Genomic DNA, 16833 nt, shown 5'->3' with positions numbered 1-16833 from the left:
ATCATGTGCTCCAGTGCGTCAGGTGGGGCTGAAAAGATGCCCCACCGCCCAGGCAGGCTGTCACATGATCGCCACCCCCGGCCAAACACATCCACCCACCCGGGCAGTTGGCTCGCCGGGCCGCCGGTTTCCGGGGTGGTCGGCCGGGCAAGCACCTCCACCCACCCGAACATTCGCTCGCCGGGCCGGCGGGTTTCGGGGTGGTCGGTTGTCGCTGCGCCCGTGGGGTTCCGGGTGGCGGGTGTTGCTGCGCCGGTGGGGGTTCCGGGTGGCTGGTGGTTTGGGGGGTTGGGTGGCGGCTTTGCGGGGAGTTCTAGTGGTGGCGGGTGTTGAGGCGGGCGGCCTGGCGGGTCAGGTGGTCGCGTTCGGCGAGGTTGGGGGCCTTCTGGGCGGCCTCGGCGTACAGGCGGGCCGCCGTGTCCAGGTCGCCGTCGCGTTCGTGGAGGTGGGCGGCGACGGCGGTGTGGCGGGGCAGGGAGGCGTCCAGGGTTGACAGGGCGGCCAGGCCCGCTCGTGGGCCGTCGGCCTCGCCCACTGCCACCGCGCGGTTGAGGCGGACGACCGGGTTGTCGGTGAGGCGGGTCAGTTCGTCGTACCACTCGACGATCTGGACCCAGTCGGTTTCCTCGGGGGTGGGGGCGTCGGCGTGCAGGGCCGCGATGGCGGCTTGGGCCTGGAACTCGCCCAGGCGGTCGCGGGCGAGGGCCGCCTGCAGGACACCGACGCCCTCGGTGATCGCGGCGGTGTCCCAGCGGGTGCGGTCCTGGTCGGCCAGCGGGACCAGGCTGCCGTCGGGGGCGGTGCGGGTGGCGCGGCGGGCGTGGTGCAGGAGCATGAGGGCGAGCAGCCCGGCCACCTCGGGGTGGTCGATCGAGGCGGCGAGCTGCCGGATGAGCCGGATGGCCTCGGCGGCCAGGTCGACGTCGCCGGAGTAGCCCTCGTTGAAGACCAGGTAGAGGACGCGCAGGACGGTGGCGACGTCGCCGGGCTGGTCGAAGCGCACGCCGGAGACGGTGCGCTTGGCCCGGCTGATGCGCTGGGCCATGGTCGCCTCGGGCACCAGGTAGGCCTGGGCGATCTGGCGGGTGGTCAACCCGCCGACGGCGCGCAGGGTGAGCGCGACCGCCGAAGACGGCGTCAGCGACGGGTGGGCGCACAGGAAGTAGAGCTGGAGCGTGTCGTCCACCGCGGGCGCGGGGCCCGGCGCCGGTTCCTCGTCGACGAGGTCCTCGCGCCTGCGGCGGGCGGCCTCGGCCCGGGTGGCGTCGAGGAACCGGCGCCAGGCCACGGTGACCAACCAGCCCTTCGGGTCGCGCGGCGGGTCGTCCGGCCAGGTGCGCAGCGCCTCCACCAGCGCGTCCTGCACGGCGTCCTCGGCCGCCGCGAAGGGGGCCCCGCGGCGGACGAGGACGCCGAGCACGCCCGGGGTCAGGCCCCGCAGCAGTGCCCCCGTCACCGGCGAGCTCACTCGGTGATGGTGTGCGACGCGGTGAGGAACGGGCGCAGCTCCAACCACTCGTGGATCGGCTTCCCGTCCTTGCCGGGGGCGGCCGACAGTTCCCCGGCCAGCTCAACGGCCCGCTCGTGGCTGTCGACGTCGATCACCATCCACCCGGCGATGAGGTCCTTGGTCTCGGCGAACGGGCCGTCGGTGACCGGCGGGCGCCCCTCGCCGTCGTACCGGACGAACGTCCCCTCGGGGGCGAGCGCCTGGCTGTCGACGAACTCGCCGGTGCCCTCCAGCCGGGCGGCGAAGTCGTTCATGTACCGCACGTGGGCCGAGATCTCCTCCGGCGTCCACTGGGCCATGGGCACGTCGTTGACCGCCGACGGGGCGCCGCGGTAGTGCTTGAGCAGCAGGTACTTGGCCATGGTGGGTTGTCTCCTCAGTACTGGCGCGACCCCATTCTGGTCGCTCTCACCCCGGGGACGGAGCCGGGCACTGGTTCTCGACACCGCAGGCGAAATCTCCTGGATTTTTTCCGGGGGGCCGTCCGCACCCGATCCCACCGCGCTCCCGACCCGTGGTTGACTCGACGTCGTTCGAGCACCCGAGGGGAAGAGGACCGCTGCGATGTCGTCGTTCCTGGACCGCAAGTTGACGCGCCGGTTCCAGACCTACGACCTCGACCGGGACGGGTTGGTCGACGCGGCCGACTTCGAGCGGGCCTGCGCCAACCTGGGCGCCGAGTACGGCCTCCCCGACACCGACCCCGGGCTGCGCAGGCTGCGCGAACTCATGGGCGGGCTCTGGCGGCACCTGGCCGCCGCGGCCGACACCGACGGCGACGGCCGGATCGACCTGGCCGAGTACAAGCGGGCGTTCACCGCGGGCCTGCTGGAGACGCCGGAGAACTTCGACCGCGTCTACGTGCCCTTCCTCGACGCGCTGATGGCCATCGCCGACACCGACGGCGACGGCCGGTTGTCCGCCGAGGACGAGGTGCGCTGGACCCGGGGCCTGATGGCCCTGCCGGACGCGACCGGGCGCGACGTCCACCGGCGGCTCGACACCGACGAGGACGGCTACATCGGCACGGCCGAACTGCTGTCGGCGATCCGCGAGTTCTACTTCGACGACAGCCAGGGCTCGGCCGGGGAGTTCCTGCTGGGGCCGCTGCCGGAATGACGGCGCCGGGCTGACCCGCGGGGGTCGATCCCGGGCGCGGTGGAACGGGTCCGCCGGTCCGGGCGTCCCCGTGGTGGGGTCGGGTACCGTCGACGGCCGGTCCGACGGAAGGGGGTCCGCGTGCTGCTGCCCTGGCTGTGCATCACCCTGGGCATCGCCTTCGGGTCCGCCGTGGTCCCGTTCGTCAGCATCGAGCTGTTCGTGATCGGGCTGGCCACGCAGCAACCGCAGATCTCCTGCCTGCTCCTCGGCGCCGCGGTGGCGGTCGGGCAGGTCGGGGGCAAGCTGCTGTACTACTACGCCGGGCGGGGATCGATCCACCTGCCCGCGTTCCTGCACCGGCGGCCCAGGCCGCTGACCGCGCGGCGGGCCCGGTGGGAGCTGCGGACCAAGCGGCTGCGGGCGTGGGTGGAGACCGTGCGGGCCAAGTGCGAGGAGCACCCGCACTGGATGCTGGGCACCTACAGCGTCAGCTCCGTGGTGGGGCTGCCGCCGTACATGGCGACCGTGGTGCTGGCGGGGCTGGTGCGGATGCGGTTGAGCACGTTCATCGGGGCCGGGCTGGTGGGCCGGTTCATCCGGTTCAGCCTGTTGGCGGCCTCACCGGCGCTGTTCGCGGGCTGGTTCCTCTAGGAGCAGGGCACGCAGCGCCACCCAGGCGCCACCGGGGAACCACAGCTCCGCGCCCAGGCTCTTCGAGTCGCGGACGCCGACGCGGGGCCCGTGGACGACCTCCGCGCAGTTGCCGCTGTCCCCGCTGAAGCTGCTGCGCCGCCACCTGCTCGCCACGTACTCCCCTTTCCCCTGCTCACGACGGCGGACCGCTTCGCCGGTGACGGGCACCCGCGAACCGGCCCACGCGCCGAACCCCTACCGGCCCTTGACGACCAACTGGTCCAACAGGTCCGCGGTGGCCGCCGCGACGGCGTCCACCGCGGCCTCGAAGGCCGCCGCGTTGTGCGCGGCCGGTGCGCGGAAACCGGAGATCTTGCGCACGTACTGCAACGCCGCAGCGCGGACGTCGTCGTCGCCCGCCTCCTCGACGTACGGGGGCCTCAGGGTCTTGATGCTGCGACACATGGCCCCATGGTGCACCCGGGCACCGACAATCACGAGGTCGCGGACCCGACCGGTTCCACGTTGTCGGCCGGAGCCGCCCCGGTGCTGTCGGTGTCGTCGGTGCTGTCGACCAGGGCCACCCGCGCGTCGTCCGGTTCGTGGCGCAGCGGCGCGCGCCAGTACGGGTCCAACTCCGGGGAGAGCGCCACCAGCGCGAGCAGCACCAGCAGCGCCGACCCCGGGGCGAACCCGCCGGGGAACAACGCCCCGGCACCCGCCACCACCACCAGCCCGGCCCTGGCGAACTGGCGCGCCCCGACCGGGGCCACCTCCCCGCTCAGGCACCCGCACGAGGACCCCGGCGCCGCCGACCTGGCGTAGCCGAGGTAGGCGACCATGCCCGCGCCCAGCAGCACCGCCGCCACCGCGCCGACCGGCCGCACCGCCGGAACCAGCAGGGCGACGGCAACCAGCGCCTCCACTCCCCCGACCACCCGGTGCGCCGGCCCGACCCGCTCAGCACCGACCAGCCCGCGCAGCGCCGAGCGCCGGACCGCCGCGGACGCGGAGGGCGCCAGCAGCTTGAAGCCCGCCGCCCACAGCAGGACCACGGCCAGCGCGACCGCAGGGGCCGCACCCACCCAGCCGAACATCCGCGCCTCCCCGGAGCGTGTCCTCAAAACAGCCCGACCACCCAGGAAGCCGGCGGCTCAGCCAAGCAGATGCCCGGGTGGGTGGAAGTACTCGGCCAGCCGACCACCCAGGGAACCGCCAGCCCGGCCAAGCAGATGACCAGGTGAGCAGATGCGCTTGGCTGGCCTCCCACCCCCGAAACCGCCGGCCCGGTTACGGAGATGCCCGGGTGGGTGGATGCGCCTGGTCAGCCGACCACCCCCGAAACCGGCGACCCGACTACGGAACCGCCCCGGTGGGTGGATGCGATTGGCCAGCCACCCGCCAACCGCCGGCCCGGCCACCAGCCACCAGCCACCAGCCACCGCGAACCCCACCAGCGCAGCGGCCCAATCAGCCACCCCCGAAACCGGCGGCCTGGCGAGCGAACTGCCCGGGTGGGTGGATGTGTTTGGCCGGGGGTGGCGATCATGTGACAGCCTGCCTGGGCGGTGAGGCATCTTTTCAGCCCCACCTGACGCACTGGAGCACATGATCGCCATAGGGGCCCCGGCCAAACACATCCACCCACCCGGGCACCCACAACAAACAACCGGGCTCTAAAACCAGAGCACATCCACCCGGACACACCCACAAAAAAACTGGGCTGCCAGACACACCCCAGGCCGCCGCATACGCGGTGGCGGTGTCGATCTCGTCGGCAGAATCGGGATAAACCCGCATGGTGGCCGAAAGCGACGAAGACCGGCGAGCCCCCGCTCGCCGGTCTCCCTCGATGTCCTGTGAGCCGATTACTCCTTATCGCCCAACTCCGATGTGGGCTATTCGCCGTCCGAGTCGGACCAGTCAGCAGGGCCGTGGGCGCACCCCGGGGCGCCGATGTCGTGCAACTCCCGCCTGCCCGGCACGCGGGCGTAGGCGGGGCAGAGGCAGACGCCCGTCGAGTCGTACAGACCGTCGGGGTCCACCAGGGTTTCGTTGGCGTTCACTTGTCCACCTTCGAGGGAAAGCGACCTGTGGTGTCGGCAGTGACGGCGATCATGCTAGGGCAGGTCGCTCGTGCCTCACTGGGAAGAGCCGAATCGGTCACTCGGTCGAGAGCAGGTAAGCCACCTCGGTTCGCCATTCCCCCAGGTCAGAGACCTCATCGGGGTGGGTGAGATAAGTCTCGAAACGCCCAGCCCACACCCCGTCACGGATGGCGAAACCGGTTCCGGTGCGCGCCGACCAGCCGTCCAGGGCGGCGAAGGTCTCCCGGATTCGGTCCGGGTGCCCGAGGTGGACGAGCACCGCGTAGTCACCCGCGGGCCGCGCCCCGGCGGCCACCCGCCCGTCCCCCTCGACCGGGTCCTGGACCGGCCAGCCGACCTCCACGTCGATCAGGCCGGCGGGGTCGACGGCGTGGTAGCGGTAGAACGGCGCCCCCACCGGGGTGTTCCCCCGTGCGGTGAGCCACTCCAGCACCTCGGGGACCAGCGCGTTGACCCGCCCCCACTCGCTCAGCGGAGCGGTCGTGCGGATGCTCGCGTAGGGCTGCTCGGTGCGGCTCTCGACGTGCGGCTCGGTGGTCATGTCGGAGGTTCCTCTCGCTCGGTCGGCGGGCAGGGCCACCAGTACGACGACCTCGTGCGCCTCGGACACCCGCTCCACACCGACCCCTTCGCCGGGTCGAACGCGGTCAACGGGCGAGGCTAGCGAGCGGCACCGACAACCGTGCTCCGGTAGCGCTCCAACCACTCCACGAGTTCGGCCGGGCGGGAGAACGCGGGCAGGTGGCCACCGCCCATCTCGTCCGGGGTGATCCCCAGCCGCTCGGGCACGACGCGCCGCTGGAAGTCGGCCGGGAACAGCCGGTCGTCGCGGCACAGCAGGAACCGGGTCGGCACCGGCGGCCACGCCGAGGCGGGCCACGGGTCGCTGAAGGGCCGGTCGGACTGCACCGGGACCGGCTGGGCCAGCACCTCCTCCAGGTCCTCCGGGGGCACGTCGTGCAGGAAGGTCACCAGGGGGTCGAACGGCGCGTCGGGGTCGCGGCCCTCCCGCAGGTCCTGCTCGCGCTGGGCCTCGACCTGGCCGGTGGCCTCCCACCAGTCCCCCGCCGTCTCCCCCGGCCTGGGGGTCATGGCGGCCACGAGGACCAGCAGGTCCACCGCGATGCGCTCGCAGGCCAGCGGGGCGGAGTACGCCGCCATGGAGTGGGCCACCAGGATTACGCCGGGGCGGTCGCCGACCGCGTCCACGATGGCGTCGGTGTACTCGGCGAGCCCGGCGGTCGGGTCGGCCACCGGGAGGTCGGGGGTGATGACCTCGTGCCCGAGCGCCTGGAGCAGCGGGGTGACGCGGTACCAGTAGGTGCTGTCGGAACTCGCGCCGTGGACCAGGACGTAGGTGCCCATGGTCGGTCACACACCCGCCAGTTCGAGGGCTTTGCGCATCGCGTCCCTGGCCCGGGACCGGTCGCCCGCGACGTCGTAGGCCACGGCCAGGCGGTACCAGGACCGCCAGTCGTCCGGGGTGGACTCGACCTCGGCGCGGTGCTTCTCGAACCAGGTGTCGGCGGCACCGCGGTCGACCCGGCCGGAGGGCGTGCGGGGCAGGTCGGAGGTGTCCGGCAGGCCGCCCTCGGCGTCGAGGCGCTTGGCCAGGACCGAGGTGCGCATCCCGAAGCGGAAGGTGGCGTAGGCGATCCAGGCGCCGACCAGGGGCAGCAGGAGGACGCCGACCCCCAGGGCCACGGCGATGGGGGAACCGTCCTGGAACAGCGCGACCGCCCGGCCGCCGAGCAGGACGAAGTACACGACCAGGACGGCGGTGAGGATGATCGAGACGGTTCTGGGGGACACGCCGCGATCGTACGGGCCGGGCGGCGGATCGCCGCTGGTCGGGCCGGTCAGAGGTCGAGGAGGTTTTCCAGGCCGACGGTCAGGCCGGGCCGGTCCGGGATCGCCCGGACGGCGTGCACGACACCCGGCATGAAGCTGGTGCGGTCCAGGGAGTCGTGGCGGATGGTGAGGGTTTCGCCGGTCCCTCCGAAGAGGACTTCCTGGTGGGCGACCAGGCCCCGCAGGCGGACCGAGTGGACTCGGATGTCGTCGACCAGGGCGCCCCGGGCGCCGTCCACCTCGGCGGTGGTGGCGTCGGGGACCTCGATGAGACCGGCTGCCTCGCGGGCCTCGGCGACGAGGCGGGCGGTGTGGGCCGCGGTGCCGCTGGGGGCGTCGGCCTTGCGGTTGTGGTGCAGTTCGATGATCTCGACCGTGTCGTAGTACTTGGCCGCGAGCTGGGCGAAGCGCATCGACAGCACGGCACCCAGGGCGAAGTTGGGGGCGAGGAGGACACCCAGGTCCGACTTCGGTTCCAGCCACTCGCGCAGGGTGGCGACCTTGGCGTCGTCGAAGCCGCTGGTGCCGACGACCGCGTGGAGGTCGTGGTCGAGGCAGAAGCGCAGGTTGTCCATGACGACGTCGGGGTGGGTGAAGTCGACGACCACCTCGGCGCCCGCGTCGGCGACGGCGGACAACGGGTCGCCCGCGTCGACGGCGGCCACGACCCGCAGGTCCGGGGCCGCTTCCACGGCTCTGACGACTTCCGCGCCCATGCGGCCGCGGGCGCCGAGCACGCCGACGCGGACGGGGTTGTCCGCGGAACGGGGGGTGGGGGTCGTCATCGGTTCACCTCAGAGTCGGACCGGCACGTCGTCGATGTGGTCGTACGGGCCGACCACGGCCGCGGCCAGCGGTCGGGTCAGCAGGTCCTTGGCGAGGACCGCGACGTCCTCGGCGGTGACGGCGGCGATGCGCTCCAGGGTCTGCTCCACCGTCAGGTAGTCGGCGTAGGCGAGTTCGCCCTTGCCGATGCGCGACATGCGGGAACTGGTGTCCTCCAGGCCCAGCACCAGACCGCCGCGCAACTGGCCCTTGCCGCGGGCCACCTCGGCGTCGGACAGGCCGTTCGCGGCGACGTCGGCGAGGACCTCGCGGACCACCCCGGCCACCTCGCCCAGGCGGTCGGGCTGGCAGCCGGTGTAGACCGACAGGTGCCCGGAGTCGGCGTAGGAGGCGACCGACGAGTAGACCTGGTAGGCCAGGCCCCGGCGCTCGCGGACCTCTTGGAACAGCCGGGAACTCATGCCGCCGCCCAGGGCGGCGTTGAGCACGTTGAGGGTGAAGCGGCGCTCGTCGTGCCGGTCGAGGGCGCGGACACCGAGCATCATGTGCGCCTGCTCGGTGTCGTCGGTGTGCAGCACCAGTTCCGGCGCGCTGCCGAAGCGGGCGCGGCCCACCCTGGGCGCGGCCGGGGCGCGGTCGCCGGTGAGGCGGTCGCCGAGCGCCTTGCGCGCGAGGGCGAGCACCTGGCGGTGGCTGACGTTGCCCGCCACGGCCAGGACCATCTTCGGCATCGTGTAGCGGCGGCGGTAGAAGCCGTTGAGCGCGGTGCGGCTCATGCCGGTGATCGACTCCTCGGAGCCCAGCACCGGGCGGCCGAGCGCGTGCCCGGGCATCAGGGCCTCGCAGAACGCGTCGTGCAGCAGGTCCTCGGGGTCGTCGTCGCGCATGGCGATCTCCTCGAGGACCACCCCGCGCTCGGTCTCCACGTCGGACTCGGCGCAGACCGCGTCGAAGACCACGTCGGCCACGAGATCCAGCGCCAGCGGCAGGTCCTCGTCGATGACGTGCGCGTAGTAGCAGGTGTGCTCCTTGGCGGTGAACGCGTTCAGCTCACCGCCCACGGCGTCGATCTCCTCGGCGATGGCCGCCGCGGACCGCTTCGCCGTGCCCTTGAACAGCAGGTGCTCCAGGTAGTGCGCGGCACCGGCGACGGGCGGGGCCTCGTCGCGCGAGCCGACGCCGACCCAGATGCCGACCGAGGCCGAGCGCACGCCGGGCACGCGCTCGGTGATCACCCGCAGGCCGCCGGGCAGCAGCGTGCGGCGCACCTCGGCGTCGGCGGAGCGCTCCAGCACCACGGTGCTGCCGGGCTTCTGCAGGTGCCCCGGGGTGCGGGAGGAGATGCGGGAGGTACCGCGACCGCGGGCGCTCGGGGCGCCCGCGGTCGCGGTGGAGCCGGTTGCCACTAGGCGTTGGCCGCCTCGGAGGTGGCGTCCTCGGTCGCCGGGGCGTCGCCGTCGGCCGGGGCCGCGGCTTCCTCGGCGACCAGGACCAGGCTGATCTTGCCGCGCTGGTCGATGTCGGCGATTTCCACGCGGAGCTTGTCGCCCACGTTGACGACGTCCTCCACCTTGTTGACGCGCTTGCCCTGGCCCAGCTTGGAGATGTGGATCAGGCCGTCCTTGCCCGGGAGCAGGGAGACGAAGGCGCCGAAGGCGGCGGTCTTGACGACCGTGCCCAGGAACCGCTCGCCGACCTTGGGGAGTTGCGGGTTGGCGATGGCGTTGATCAGGTCGATCGCGGCCTCGGCGGACGGTCCGTCCGCGGCACCGACGTAGATCGTGCCGTCGTCCTCGATGGAGATGTCGGCACCGGTCTGCTCGGTGATGGAGTTGATCATCTTGCCCTTCGGGCCGATGACCTCGCCGATCTTGTCGACCGGGATCTTCACCGAGGTGACCCGCGGGGAGTACGGGCTCATCTCGTCCGGGCGGTCGATGGCCTCGGCCATGACCTCCAGGATGGTGTACCGGGCGTCGCGCGCCTGGCCGAGGGCCTGGGCGAGCACGTCCGACGGGATGCCGTCGAGCTTGGTGTCGAGCTGGAGCGCGGTGACGAACTCCTTGGTGCCCGCGACCTTGAAGTCCATGTCGCCGAAGGCGTCCTCGGCACCGAGGATGTCGGTCAGCGCGACGTACTCGGTCTTGCCGTCGACCTCGTCGGAGACCAGGCCCATGGCGATGCCGGAGACCGGCGCCTTGAGCGGCACACCGGCGTTGAGCAGCGACATGGTCGAGGCGCAGACCGAGCCCATCGAGGTGGAGCCGTTGGAGCTGAGCGCCTCGGAGACCTGGCGGATCGCGTAGGGGAACTCGTCGCGCTTGGGCAGCACCGGCACCAGGGCCCGCTCGGCGAGCGCGCCGTGGCCGATCTCGCGCCGCTTGGGCGAGCCGACGCGGCCGGTCTCACCGGTGGAGAACGGCGGGAAGTTGTAGTGGTGCATGTAGCGCTTGTGCGTCTCCGGCGACAGCGAGTCGATCTGCTGCTCGAGGCGGAGCATGTTCAGCGTGGTGACACCCAGGATCTGGGTCTCGCCGCGCTCGAACAGGGCCGAGCCGTGCGCGCGCGGGATGAGCGCGACCTCGGCCGACAGCGACCGGATGTCGGTCAGGCCGCGGCCGTCGATGCGCACCTTGTCGCGCAGGATGCGCTGGCGGACCAGCTTCTTGTTCAGCGAGCGGAACGCCGCGCCGATCTCCTTCTCGCGGCCCTCGAAGGCGCCGCCCTCGACCGCGCCGACCTTGACCAGGGTCGCGCCCTTGACCTCGTCCAGCTTGGACTCGCGCTCCTGCTTGTCGCCGATGGTCAGCGCCGCGGCCAGGTCCTCGGCGGCGGCGGCGGTGACGGCCTCCAGCGCGTCCGGCTGGTAGGCCGGGTACGTGGGGTAGTCGCGGGTGGCCTTGGCGGCGTGCGAGGCCAGCTCGGCCTGCGCGTCGCACAGCGCCTTGATGAACGGCTTCGCGGCCTCCAGGCCGGAGGCGACGATCTCCTCGGTCGGCGCCTGGGCACCGGCGGCGATGAGGTCGGTGACGTTCTCGGTGGCCTCGGCCTCGACCATCATGATCGCGACATCGTCGTTGACCACGCGACCGGCGACGACCATGTCGAAGACGGCGGTGGCGAGCTGCTCGTGGGTCGGGAAGGCGACCCACTGGCCCTCGATCAGGGCGACCCGGACGCCGCCGATGGGGCCCGAGAAGGGCAGCCCGGCGAGCTGGGTGGAGGCGGACGCGGCGTTGATCGCGACCACGTCGTAGAGGTCCTGCGGGTTGAGCGACTGGACCGTGATGACGACCTGGATCTCGTTGCGCAGGCCGTCCACGAAGGACGGGCGCAGCGGGCGGTCGATCAGGCGGCAGGTGAGGATCGCGTCCGTGGACGGGCGGCCCTCGCGGCGGAAGAACGCGCCGGGGATGCGGCCCACCGAGTACATGCGCTCCTCGACGTCCACCGTGAGGGGGAAGAAGTCGAAGTGCTCCTTCGGCTGCTTCGAGGCGGTGGTCGCCGAGAGCAGCATGGTCTCCTCGTCGAGGTAGGCCACGACGCTTCCCGCGGCCTGCCGGGCCAGGCGCCCGGTCTCGAATCGGATGGTGCGCGAGCCGAACTTGCCGTTGTCGATGACAGCGGTCGACTCGTGCACGGTGTTTTCTGACATGTAGCGGTACTCCTCGTCTAAGGGCGCGCAAACCACCCGAGCACGGGGTCGCGGTTCGGACGAGGCCGGTCTTCGATCGAAGTCCTCGGGCCCCTCGGTGCTCTCGGAGCACCGGGGCCGTCCCGGAGACCACTACCGAGGACCGGCGAACTGGTCCCGTGGCGCGTAGCGTGCTTCGCCCTTGTCGTCTTTGTTCTCGTCTTCGGTGCGAGTGTCCACCCGGGTGGGTGAACGACCCGGGGGGAGGGGCCGAAACCGGTTCCTCCCCCCGGGGTCGAGCTATCGGCGCAGGCCGAGCCGCGAGATCAGCGACCGGTAGCGCTCGATGTCCACCTTGGTCAGGTAGTTGAGCAGCCGCCTGCGGCGGCCGACCAGGAGCAGCAGACCACGACGCGAGTGGTGGTCGTGCTTGTGCTCCTTGAGGTGCTCGGTGAGGTCCTTGATCCGCTTGGTGAGCAGCGCGATCTGGGCCTCGGGCGATCCGGTGTCCGAGTCGTGCACGCCGTACTCGGTGAGGATCGTCTTCTTCTGGTCGGTGGTCAGTGCCACTCGTGGATCTCCTGGTTCTGATGTGCCGTGCGGCCCGGACCGGGTCGTCCCGCCCCCGGGGAAGTCGGTACCGGCCGCCACGGACCACAGCCGGACCCAATCACCAAGGTTAGCAGGTGCTCACCGAGTCAACGCGGGGCGTGAAGTCCCACCTGGTCGAGCGGCGTGTACCGGCCACCCTCGCTGGCGTAGAGCACCAGCTCGGACGGCGTCCACCACGGGCCGCGGTAGCCCGCCAGCTCCGCGGCGAGCGCCCGGCCGGGTTCGCCGCTGCCCTCCCGCGACCAGCGGGCGACGGTGACGTGCGGGGAGTACTCGGGGTGCCCGCCCGCAGACGCCTCGGCGGCCTCGGCGACCGCCACGAGGTTCGGCGTGCGGTCCTCGACCACCAGCAGCGCGACGGCGCTGAAGGTCCCGGAACCGTTCAGCCGGAGTTCGGGTGCGACCAGGCCGGTGACCCGGTCGCGCAGTGAGCGTAGCCGGGCCTCGGGGTCGTCCGCACCGTAATAACCGACGGTCACGTGCCACTGTTCCCTCGGAACGGCTCGCAGCGGCGGGTTCACCCGGAGGTGGTCGGCCAGGTGGTCGGCCACGGCGTCCGGCAGGGGGAACGCGGAGAACAGCCGGGTCACGCCCGCTTGCCCGCCCGGCGCAGCAGGTCGGCCAGCTCCGGGAACCGGTCGTCGAGCAGCCCGGCGGCCTCGGTCAGGTCGTCCGGGGAGGCGATCCGGCGCAGCGCCATGATCGCGCTGCGGCCGATGTCGACCGGCAGGTTGTCCCTGGTCACCGACGGTTTGGAGTTGCGCACGTCCTCCAGCGCCCGTTGCAGCGCCTCGCGCCTGCCGGAGGCCACCTCGGGGGTCAGCACCTTGCGCTCCAGCATGATCAGCCGGGCCAGCACCGCCGGGTTGCCGATCTTGGCCCGGCGGCCGCTCATCACCTGGCTCAGCATTGGCGCGCTGATGCCCAGGACGTCGGCGAGGTTGGCCTGGGACACGTCGAACGCCACCACCAGCCTGCGCACCCGGTCGCCGAGCGGCTCCCCGTACCACTCCCGCTGCAGGGCGATGTTGCGTTGGACGATTTTGTGGTCCTCCACCTGCGCCTCTCCCCTGATGCTCCCGCCCGTGCGCGAACCTCGCGGGGGGTATCTTGCCAGGCCAGGAGCGGCTGCCGGGGCGGAACCGACCAGGAGGTCCTCAGGCCAGGAGCGCGCGGGTGTCGGCGACGTCGAGGTGCATCTGCTCGACCAGCGCCTCGGAGGAGGGGTACTTCTCCATCCCGCGCAGCCGCTCGACGAAGTCGACGGCCACCCGCTGCCCGTAGAAGTCCTCACTCACGTCCAGCACGAACGACTCCACCCGCCGCTCCCGCCCGGAGAACGTCGGGTTCGTCCCCACCGAGGTCGCGGCCACCAGCGGGGCCCGGTCGGGGGCGTTGAGCAGGGTGAACCGGCAGGCGTAGACCCCGTCGGCGGGCACGGCGGCGAAGCGCGGCACCGACAGGTTCGCGGTCGGGAAGCCCAGCTCGTGCCCCCGGCCGTCACCGCGCACGACGATGCCCTCCAGCCGGTGCGGCCGCCCCAGGGCCGCCGCGGCGGCCCGCACGTCCCCGGCGTCGATGCAGGCGCGGATGTAGGTGGAGGAGAAGGTGAGGCCACCGGCGCTCTCGGCGGTGACCAGGGCGGCGCCCTCGGTGCTGAACCCGAACCGCTGCCCGAGGGTGGCCAGCATCTGCACGGTGCCCTGCGCGCGGTGGCCGAAGGTGAAGTTCTCCCCCACCACCACCGACGAGACGTGCAGCCGCTCCACCAGCATCTCGTGCACGAACTCGTCGGCGGGCAGCTTCGACAGCTCCGGGGTGAACGGCAGCACGCAGAACACGTCCACGCCCAGGCCCTCGACCAGTTCGGCCTTGCGGCGCAGCGTGGTCAACTGGGCCGGGTGGCTGCCGGGGCGCACGACCTCCGCCGGGTGCGGGTCGAAGGTGACGACCACGCTGGGCAGGTCGCGCTCCTCGGCCAGGGTCACCGCCCGCCCGATCAGGGCCTGGTGTCCGAGGTGGACGCCGTCGAACACGCCGATGGTCGCCACACAGCGACCCCAGCCACCGGGGAGGTCCGCGAGCCCGCGCCAACGCTGCACGCGGTCAACCCTAATACGGTTCGCCCCCGCCCGAGCGGTGGGTCACGGCACGTTCAGCACGACCAGCGCCCTGGCCGACCGCCCCTCGTCCACACCGAGCGCCACGGCCTTCCCGGCGGGGTCGAAGATCCCGTAGGTGCCGTCGATCCCGGCCGCGGGCAACCGCTTGCCGTGCGCGAGGGCCTGGGCCTCCACCCGGTCGAGGTCGCGCCGCGGGAAGGCGGTCGCCACGGCGGCGTCCATGTCCAGCGACAGCGCCGGGTCTTCCTCCAACTGCTCCAGCGTCCGGCAGACCCGCAGGTCGAAGGGACCGACGCGGGTGCGCCGCAGCGCCGCGAGGTGCCCGCCGACCCCGAGGGCGGCACCGAGGTCACGGGCCAGCGCGCGCACGTAGGTGCCGGAGGAGCAGTCGACCATCACGTCGAGGTCGAGGGAGGTGTCGGTGCGGGTGGTGGCCAGCAGGTCGAACCGGAACACGGTGACCGGCCGGGCGGGGATCTCCACGTCCTCCCCCGCGCGGACCCTGGCGTAGGCGCGCTTGCCGTCGATCTTGACGGCGCTGACCGAACTGGGCACCTGCATGATCTCGCCGGTCAACTCGGCGATCCCCGCGGCAACGGCCTCGTCGGTGACGCCGCTCGGGTCGGCGCCGGTGGTGGGCTCACCCTCGGCGTCGTCGGTGGTGGTGGCCTGCCCGAGGCGGATGGTCGCCAGGTAGACCTTGCGGTCGAGGGCCAGGTGCCCCAGGAGCTTGGTGGCCCGCTCGACGCCGAGCACCAGGATGCCGGTCGCCATCGGGTCGAGGGTCCCGGCGTGCCCGACCTTCCGCGTCCCCACGATCCGGCGCACCCTGGCGACGACGTCGTGGGAGGTCATGCCGGGGGCCTTGTCGACAACGACGAGACCGGGGGGGACGGTGGGGCGCGGGGCTTTCTGGCTGGGCACGAGCGGGAATCCTAGGCCGTGGCCTCGAAGCCGGGACTCGGCGGTGGTGCCGGGTCCGCGGTGGACCGCGTGCTCCGGCGGCCGGGCTTTCCGCGGGGGTGCCCGGCTGGGTGAATTCGCGTGGTCGGGGCTGTGCCCGCGGGTCAGGGGGTGGCGGGTTCCGGTTGGGCCTCACCGGCGGCGAGGGTGGGGATGTCCCAGGCGCGGCGGCGGATGCGGACCGGGACGGCCTCGCCGCGTTCGGTGGCGGCGAAGACGGCGGCGCGGGCTCGGCGCCACCAGACCCAGGTGCGCCAGGTGCCGAGCAGGAGGAGGGCGGCGATGGCGAGGAAGGCGACCCGGAAGTCCGCCGGGCCCGCGTCGGCGGTGTTGCCGCCCAGGAGGACGCCGACGGCCAGGGAGGTGGTGGTGATGGCGCAGAAGCCGCCGACGTTGACCACGCCGGTGGCGGTGCCGACCCTGGCGATGGGGTTGTAGTCGCGGGCGAGGGCGAAGGCGATGCTGCTGACCGGTGAGCCCAGGGACAGGAAGCCGATGGCGGCGACCACGACCGGGCCGGGCACCACGCCGCCGGGCCAGCCCAGCAGGACCGCCCAGACGGTGATCGCGCCGGTGAGGAACGCCCAGACGATCGGCAGGCGCAGGATGGGGCGGCGGCCGGTGGTCTCGCCGATGAACGGGCCGAGGACCATGCCGACGACCACCAGCAGGCTCAGCACCGCCCCGGCCTGCGCGTCGGACATCCCCTGGGCCTGCACCAGGTACGGGAAGCCCCACAGCAGGCCCAGGGCGGCCGGGGTGAACATGGTGGTGAAGTGGACCCAGAAGCCCAGCCGGGTGCCGGGGACCACCCAGGCCGCCCGGACGTGGCCCGCGACCTGGCGCAGAGGGATCGCGGCGGCGGGCTGGGCCGGGGTGCCGCGCGGGGTGTCGCGGACGCGGAGGGCGACGGCGAGGGAGTAGCAGAAGGTGAGGCCGCCCGCGATGGCGAAGGTGGTCGTCCAGCCCGCGTTGTCGAGCAGGAGGGTGAGCGGGACGGTGGCGACGAGGTTGCCGAAGGAGCCGAAGGTCGCGGTGATGGCGGCGAGGGTGGCGTAGCGGCGCGGCGGGTAGTGCGCGGCGACGACCCGCAGGACGCTGACGAAGGTCATGGCGTCGCCCAGGCCGAGGACGGCGCGGGCGGTGAGGGCGAGCGGGAAGCTCGCGGCGAAGGCGAACAGCAGTTGGCCCAGGCCCATGAACAGGGCGGCGGCGGTCAGCACGCGGCGCGGGCCGAAGCGGTCGACGAGCAGGCCGGTGGGGATCTGCATGGCCGCGTAGACGCCGATCTGGAGCACGGTGAAGGTGCCCAGGGCGGCCGAGCCGATGTGGAACCGTTCCGCGGCCTCCAGGCCCGCGACGCCGAGGGAGGTGCGGTGGAAGACGGCCATCAGGTAGACCGCCGCGGCGGTGGCCCAGATGAGCAGGGCGCCCCGCCTGCCCGCGGTCTTCGCGTCGGACGCGAGCGCCGATGACATGGGTGTCCGCCCCTTCCCTCGTGGTCGGTGTCCA

20 protein-coding genes are annotated in these 16833 nt (G+C 72.5%); 2 read left to right on the top strand and 18 right to left on the bottom strand.

What is annotated here, in order from left to right; genetic code table 11:
* Nucleotides 1-313 precede the first annotated feature (313 nt).
* Both DFQ13_RS15710 and DFQ13_RS15705 read right to left on the bottom strand, forming a co-directional pair.
* A complete protein-coding gene (locus DFQ13_RS15710; protein ID WP_110080330.1) occupies nucleotides 314-1456 on the bottom strand; it encodes an RNA polymerase sigma factor in 1143 nt (380 codons plus the stop codon).
* Between the two features lie 8 nt (nucleotides 1457-1464).
* Nucleotides 1465-1872, bottom strand: coding sequence for a YciI family protein (locus tag DFQ13_RS15705; RefSeq protein WP_110080329.1), 408 nt, complete (start codon nucleotides 1870-1872; stop codon nucleotides 1465-1467).
* Between the two features lie 202 nt (nucleotides 1873-2074).
* Here DFQ13_RS15705 and DFQ13_RS15700 point away from each other — a divergent pair, with 202 nt between their 5' ends.
* Nucleotides 2075-2629: an EF-hand domain-containing protein gene (locus DFQ13_RS15700; RefSeq protein WP_035281854.1), complete on the top strand. Its 555-nt coding sequence runs from the start codon at nucleotides 2075-2077 to the stop codon at nucleotides 2627-2629.
* Nucleotides 2630-2752: 123 nt separating this feature from the next.
* Nucleotides 2753-3262 carry a YqaA family protein gene (locus DFQ13_RS15695; RefSeq protein WP_181400020.1) on the top strand — a complete coding sequence of 170 codons (510 nt, stop codon included), beginning with the start codon at nucleotides 2753-2755 and terminating at the stop codon, nucleotides 3260-3262.
* On the opposite strand, the gene DFQ13_RS15690 is transcribed toward DFQ13_RS15695, so the two are convergent.
* The 16 genes from DFQ13_RS15690 to DFQ13_RS15620 all read right to left on the bottom strand — a co-directional run bounded on the left by DFQ13_RS15690 (nucleotide 3230) and on the right by DFQ13_RS15620 (nucleotide 16799).
* Complete coding sequence (locus DFQ13_RS15690; RefSeq protein ID WP_110080550.1) at nucleotides 3230-3418, bottom strand: DUF397 domain-containing protein; 189 nt, start codon at nucleotides 3416-3418, stop codon at nucleotides 3230-3232. The genes DFQ13_RS15695 and DFQ13_RS15690 overlap by 33 nt on opposite strands.
* Before the next feature lie 81 nt (nucleotides 3419-3499).
* On the bottom strand, nucleotides 3500-3709 hold the full coding sequence (locus DFQ13_RS15685; RefSeq protein WP_110080328.1) for a DUF2277 family protein: 210 nt from the start codon (nucleotides 3707-3709) through the stop codon (nucleotides 3500-3502).
* 29 nt (nucleotides 3710-3738) lie between these two features.
* On the bottom strand, nucleotides 3739-4341 hold the full coding sequence (locus tag DFQ13_RS15680) for a MauE/DoxX family redox-associated membrane protein (protein ID WP_110080327.1): 603 nt from the start codon (nucleotides 4339-4341) through the stop codon (nucleotides 3739-3741).
* Between the two features lie 801 nt (nucleotides 4342-5142).
* Nucleotides 5143-5310 carry a hypothetical protein gene (locus DFQ13_RS33875; RefSeq protein WP_161784550.1) on the bottom strand — a complete coding sequence of 56 codons (168 nt, stop codon included), beginning with the start codon at nucleotides 5308-5310 and terminating at the stop codon, nucleotides 5143-5145.
* Between the two features lie 97 nt (nucleotides 5311-5407).
* Nucleotides 5408-5971, bottom strand: coding sequence for a GyrI-like domain-containing protein (locus DFQ13_RS15675; RefSeq protein WP_233438428.1), 564 nt, complete (start codon nucleotides 5969-5971; stop codon nucleotides 5408-5410).
* Between the two features lie 41 nt (nucleotides 5972-6012).
* Nucleotides 6013-6717, bottom strand: coding sequence for an alpha/beta hydrolase (locus DFQ13_RS15670; protein ID WP_110080326.1), 705 nt, complete (start codon nucleotides 6715-6717; stop codon nucleotides 6013-6015).
* Between the two features lie 6 nt (nucleotides 6718-6723).
* Entirely contained in the window at nucleotides 6724-7164 is a 441-nt protein-coding gene (locus tag DFQ13_RS15665) for a tetratricopeptide repeat protein (RefSeq protein ID WP_035290520.1), read from the bottom strand.
* A gap of 47 nt (nucleotides 7165-7211) precedes the next feature.
* Complete coding sequence (gene dapB / locus DFQ13_RS15660; RefSeq protein WP_110080325.1) at nucleotides 7212-7988, bottom strand: 4-hydroxy-tetrahydrodipicolinate reductase; 777 nt, start codon at nucleotides 7986-7988, stop codon at nucleotides 7212-7214.
* Nucleotides 7989-7997: 9 nt separating this feature from the next.
* Entirely contained in the window at nucleotides 7998-9332 is a 1335-nt protein-coding gene (locus DFQ13_RS15655; protein WP_035290531.1) for a M16 family metallopeptidase, read from the bottom strand.
* 62 nt (nucleotides 9333-9394) lie between these two features.
* Entirely contained in the window at nucleotides 9395-11644 is a 2250-nt protein-coding gene (locus DFQ13_RS15650; RefSeq protein WP_110080324.1) for a polyribonucleotide nucleotidyltransferase, read from the bottom strand.
* Nucleotides 11645-11923: 279 nt separating this feature from the next.
* Nucleotides 11924-12193, bottom strand: a complete 270-nt coding sequence (gene rpsO / locus DFQ13_RS15645) for a 30S ribosomal protein S15 (protein WP_035290513.1) — start codon at nucleotides 12191-12193, stop codon at nucleotides 11924-11926.
* 128 nt (nucleotides 12194-12321) lie between these two features.
* Entirely contained in the window at nucleotides 12322-12825 is a 504-nt protein-coding gene (locus DFQ13_RS15640; protein ID WP_035290511.1) for a 2'-5' RNA ligase family protein, read from the bottom strand.
* Nucleotides 12822-13292, bottom strand: coding sequence for a transcriptional regulator (locus tag DFQ13_RS15635; RefSeq protein ID WP_035290509.1), 471 nt, complete (start codon nucleotides 13290-13292; stop codon nucleotides 12822-12824). The genes DFQ13_RS15640 and DFQ13_RS15635 overlap by 4 nt, the downstream gene beginning before the upstream one ends.
* Nucleotides 13293-13392: 100 nt before the next feature.
* Nucleotides 13393-14337, bottom strand: coding sequence for a bifunctional riboflavin kinase/FAD synthetase (locus DFQ13_RS15630; protein ID WP_084176445.1), 945 nt, complete (start codon nucleotides 14335-14337; stop codon nucleotides 13393-13395).
* Between the two features lie 42 nt (nucleotides 14338-14379).
* The gene (gene truB, locus DFQ13_RS15625; protein WP_110080323.1) at nucleotides 14380-15282 is read right to left on the bottom strand and encodes a tRNA pseudouridine(55) synthase TruB; all 903 of its coding nucleotides are present in this window, start codon (nucleotides 15280-15282) and stop codon (nucleotides 14380-14382) included.
* 143 nt (nucleotides 15283-15425) lie between these two features.
* Nucleotides 15426-16799: an MFS transporter gene (locus tag DFQ13_RS15620; protein ID WP_052022094.1), complete on the bottom strand. Its 1374-nt coding sequence runs from the start codon at nucleotides 16797-16799 to the stop codon at nucleotides 15426-15428.
* Nucleotides 16800-16833: the final 34 nt, after the last annotated feature.

Origin of the sequence: Actinokineospora spheciospongiae, from assembly GCF_003182415.1 — a bacterium.
Lineage (GTDB): Bacteria > Actinomycetota > Actinomycetes > Mycobacteriales > Pseudonocardiaceae > Actinokineospora > Actinokineospora spheciospongiae.
The sequence above is the reverse complement of the archived record's forward strand: the minus strand, read 5'-3'. Positions and strand labels throughout refer to the sequence as shown.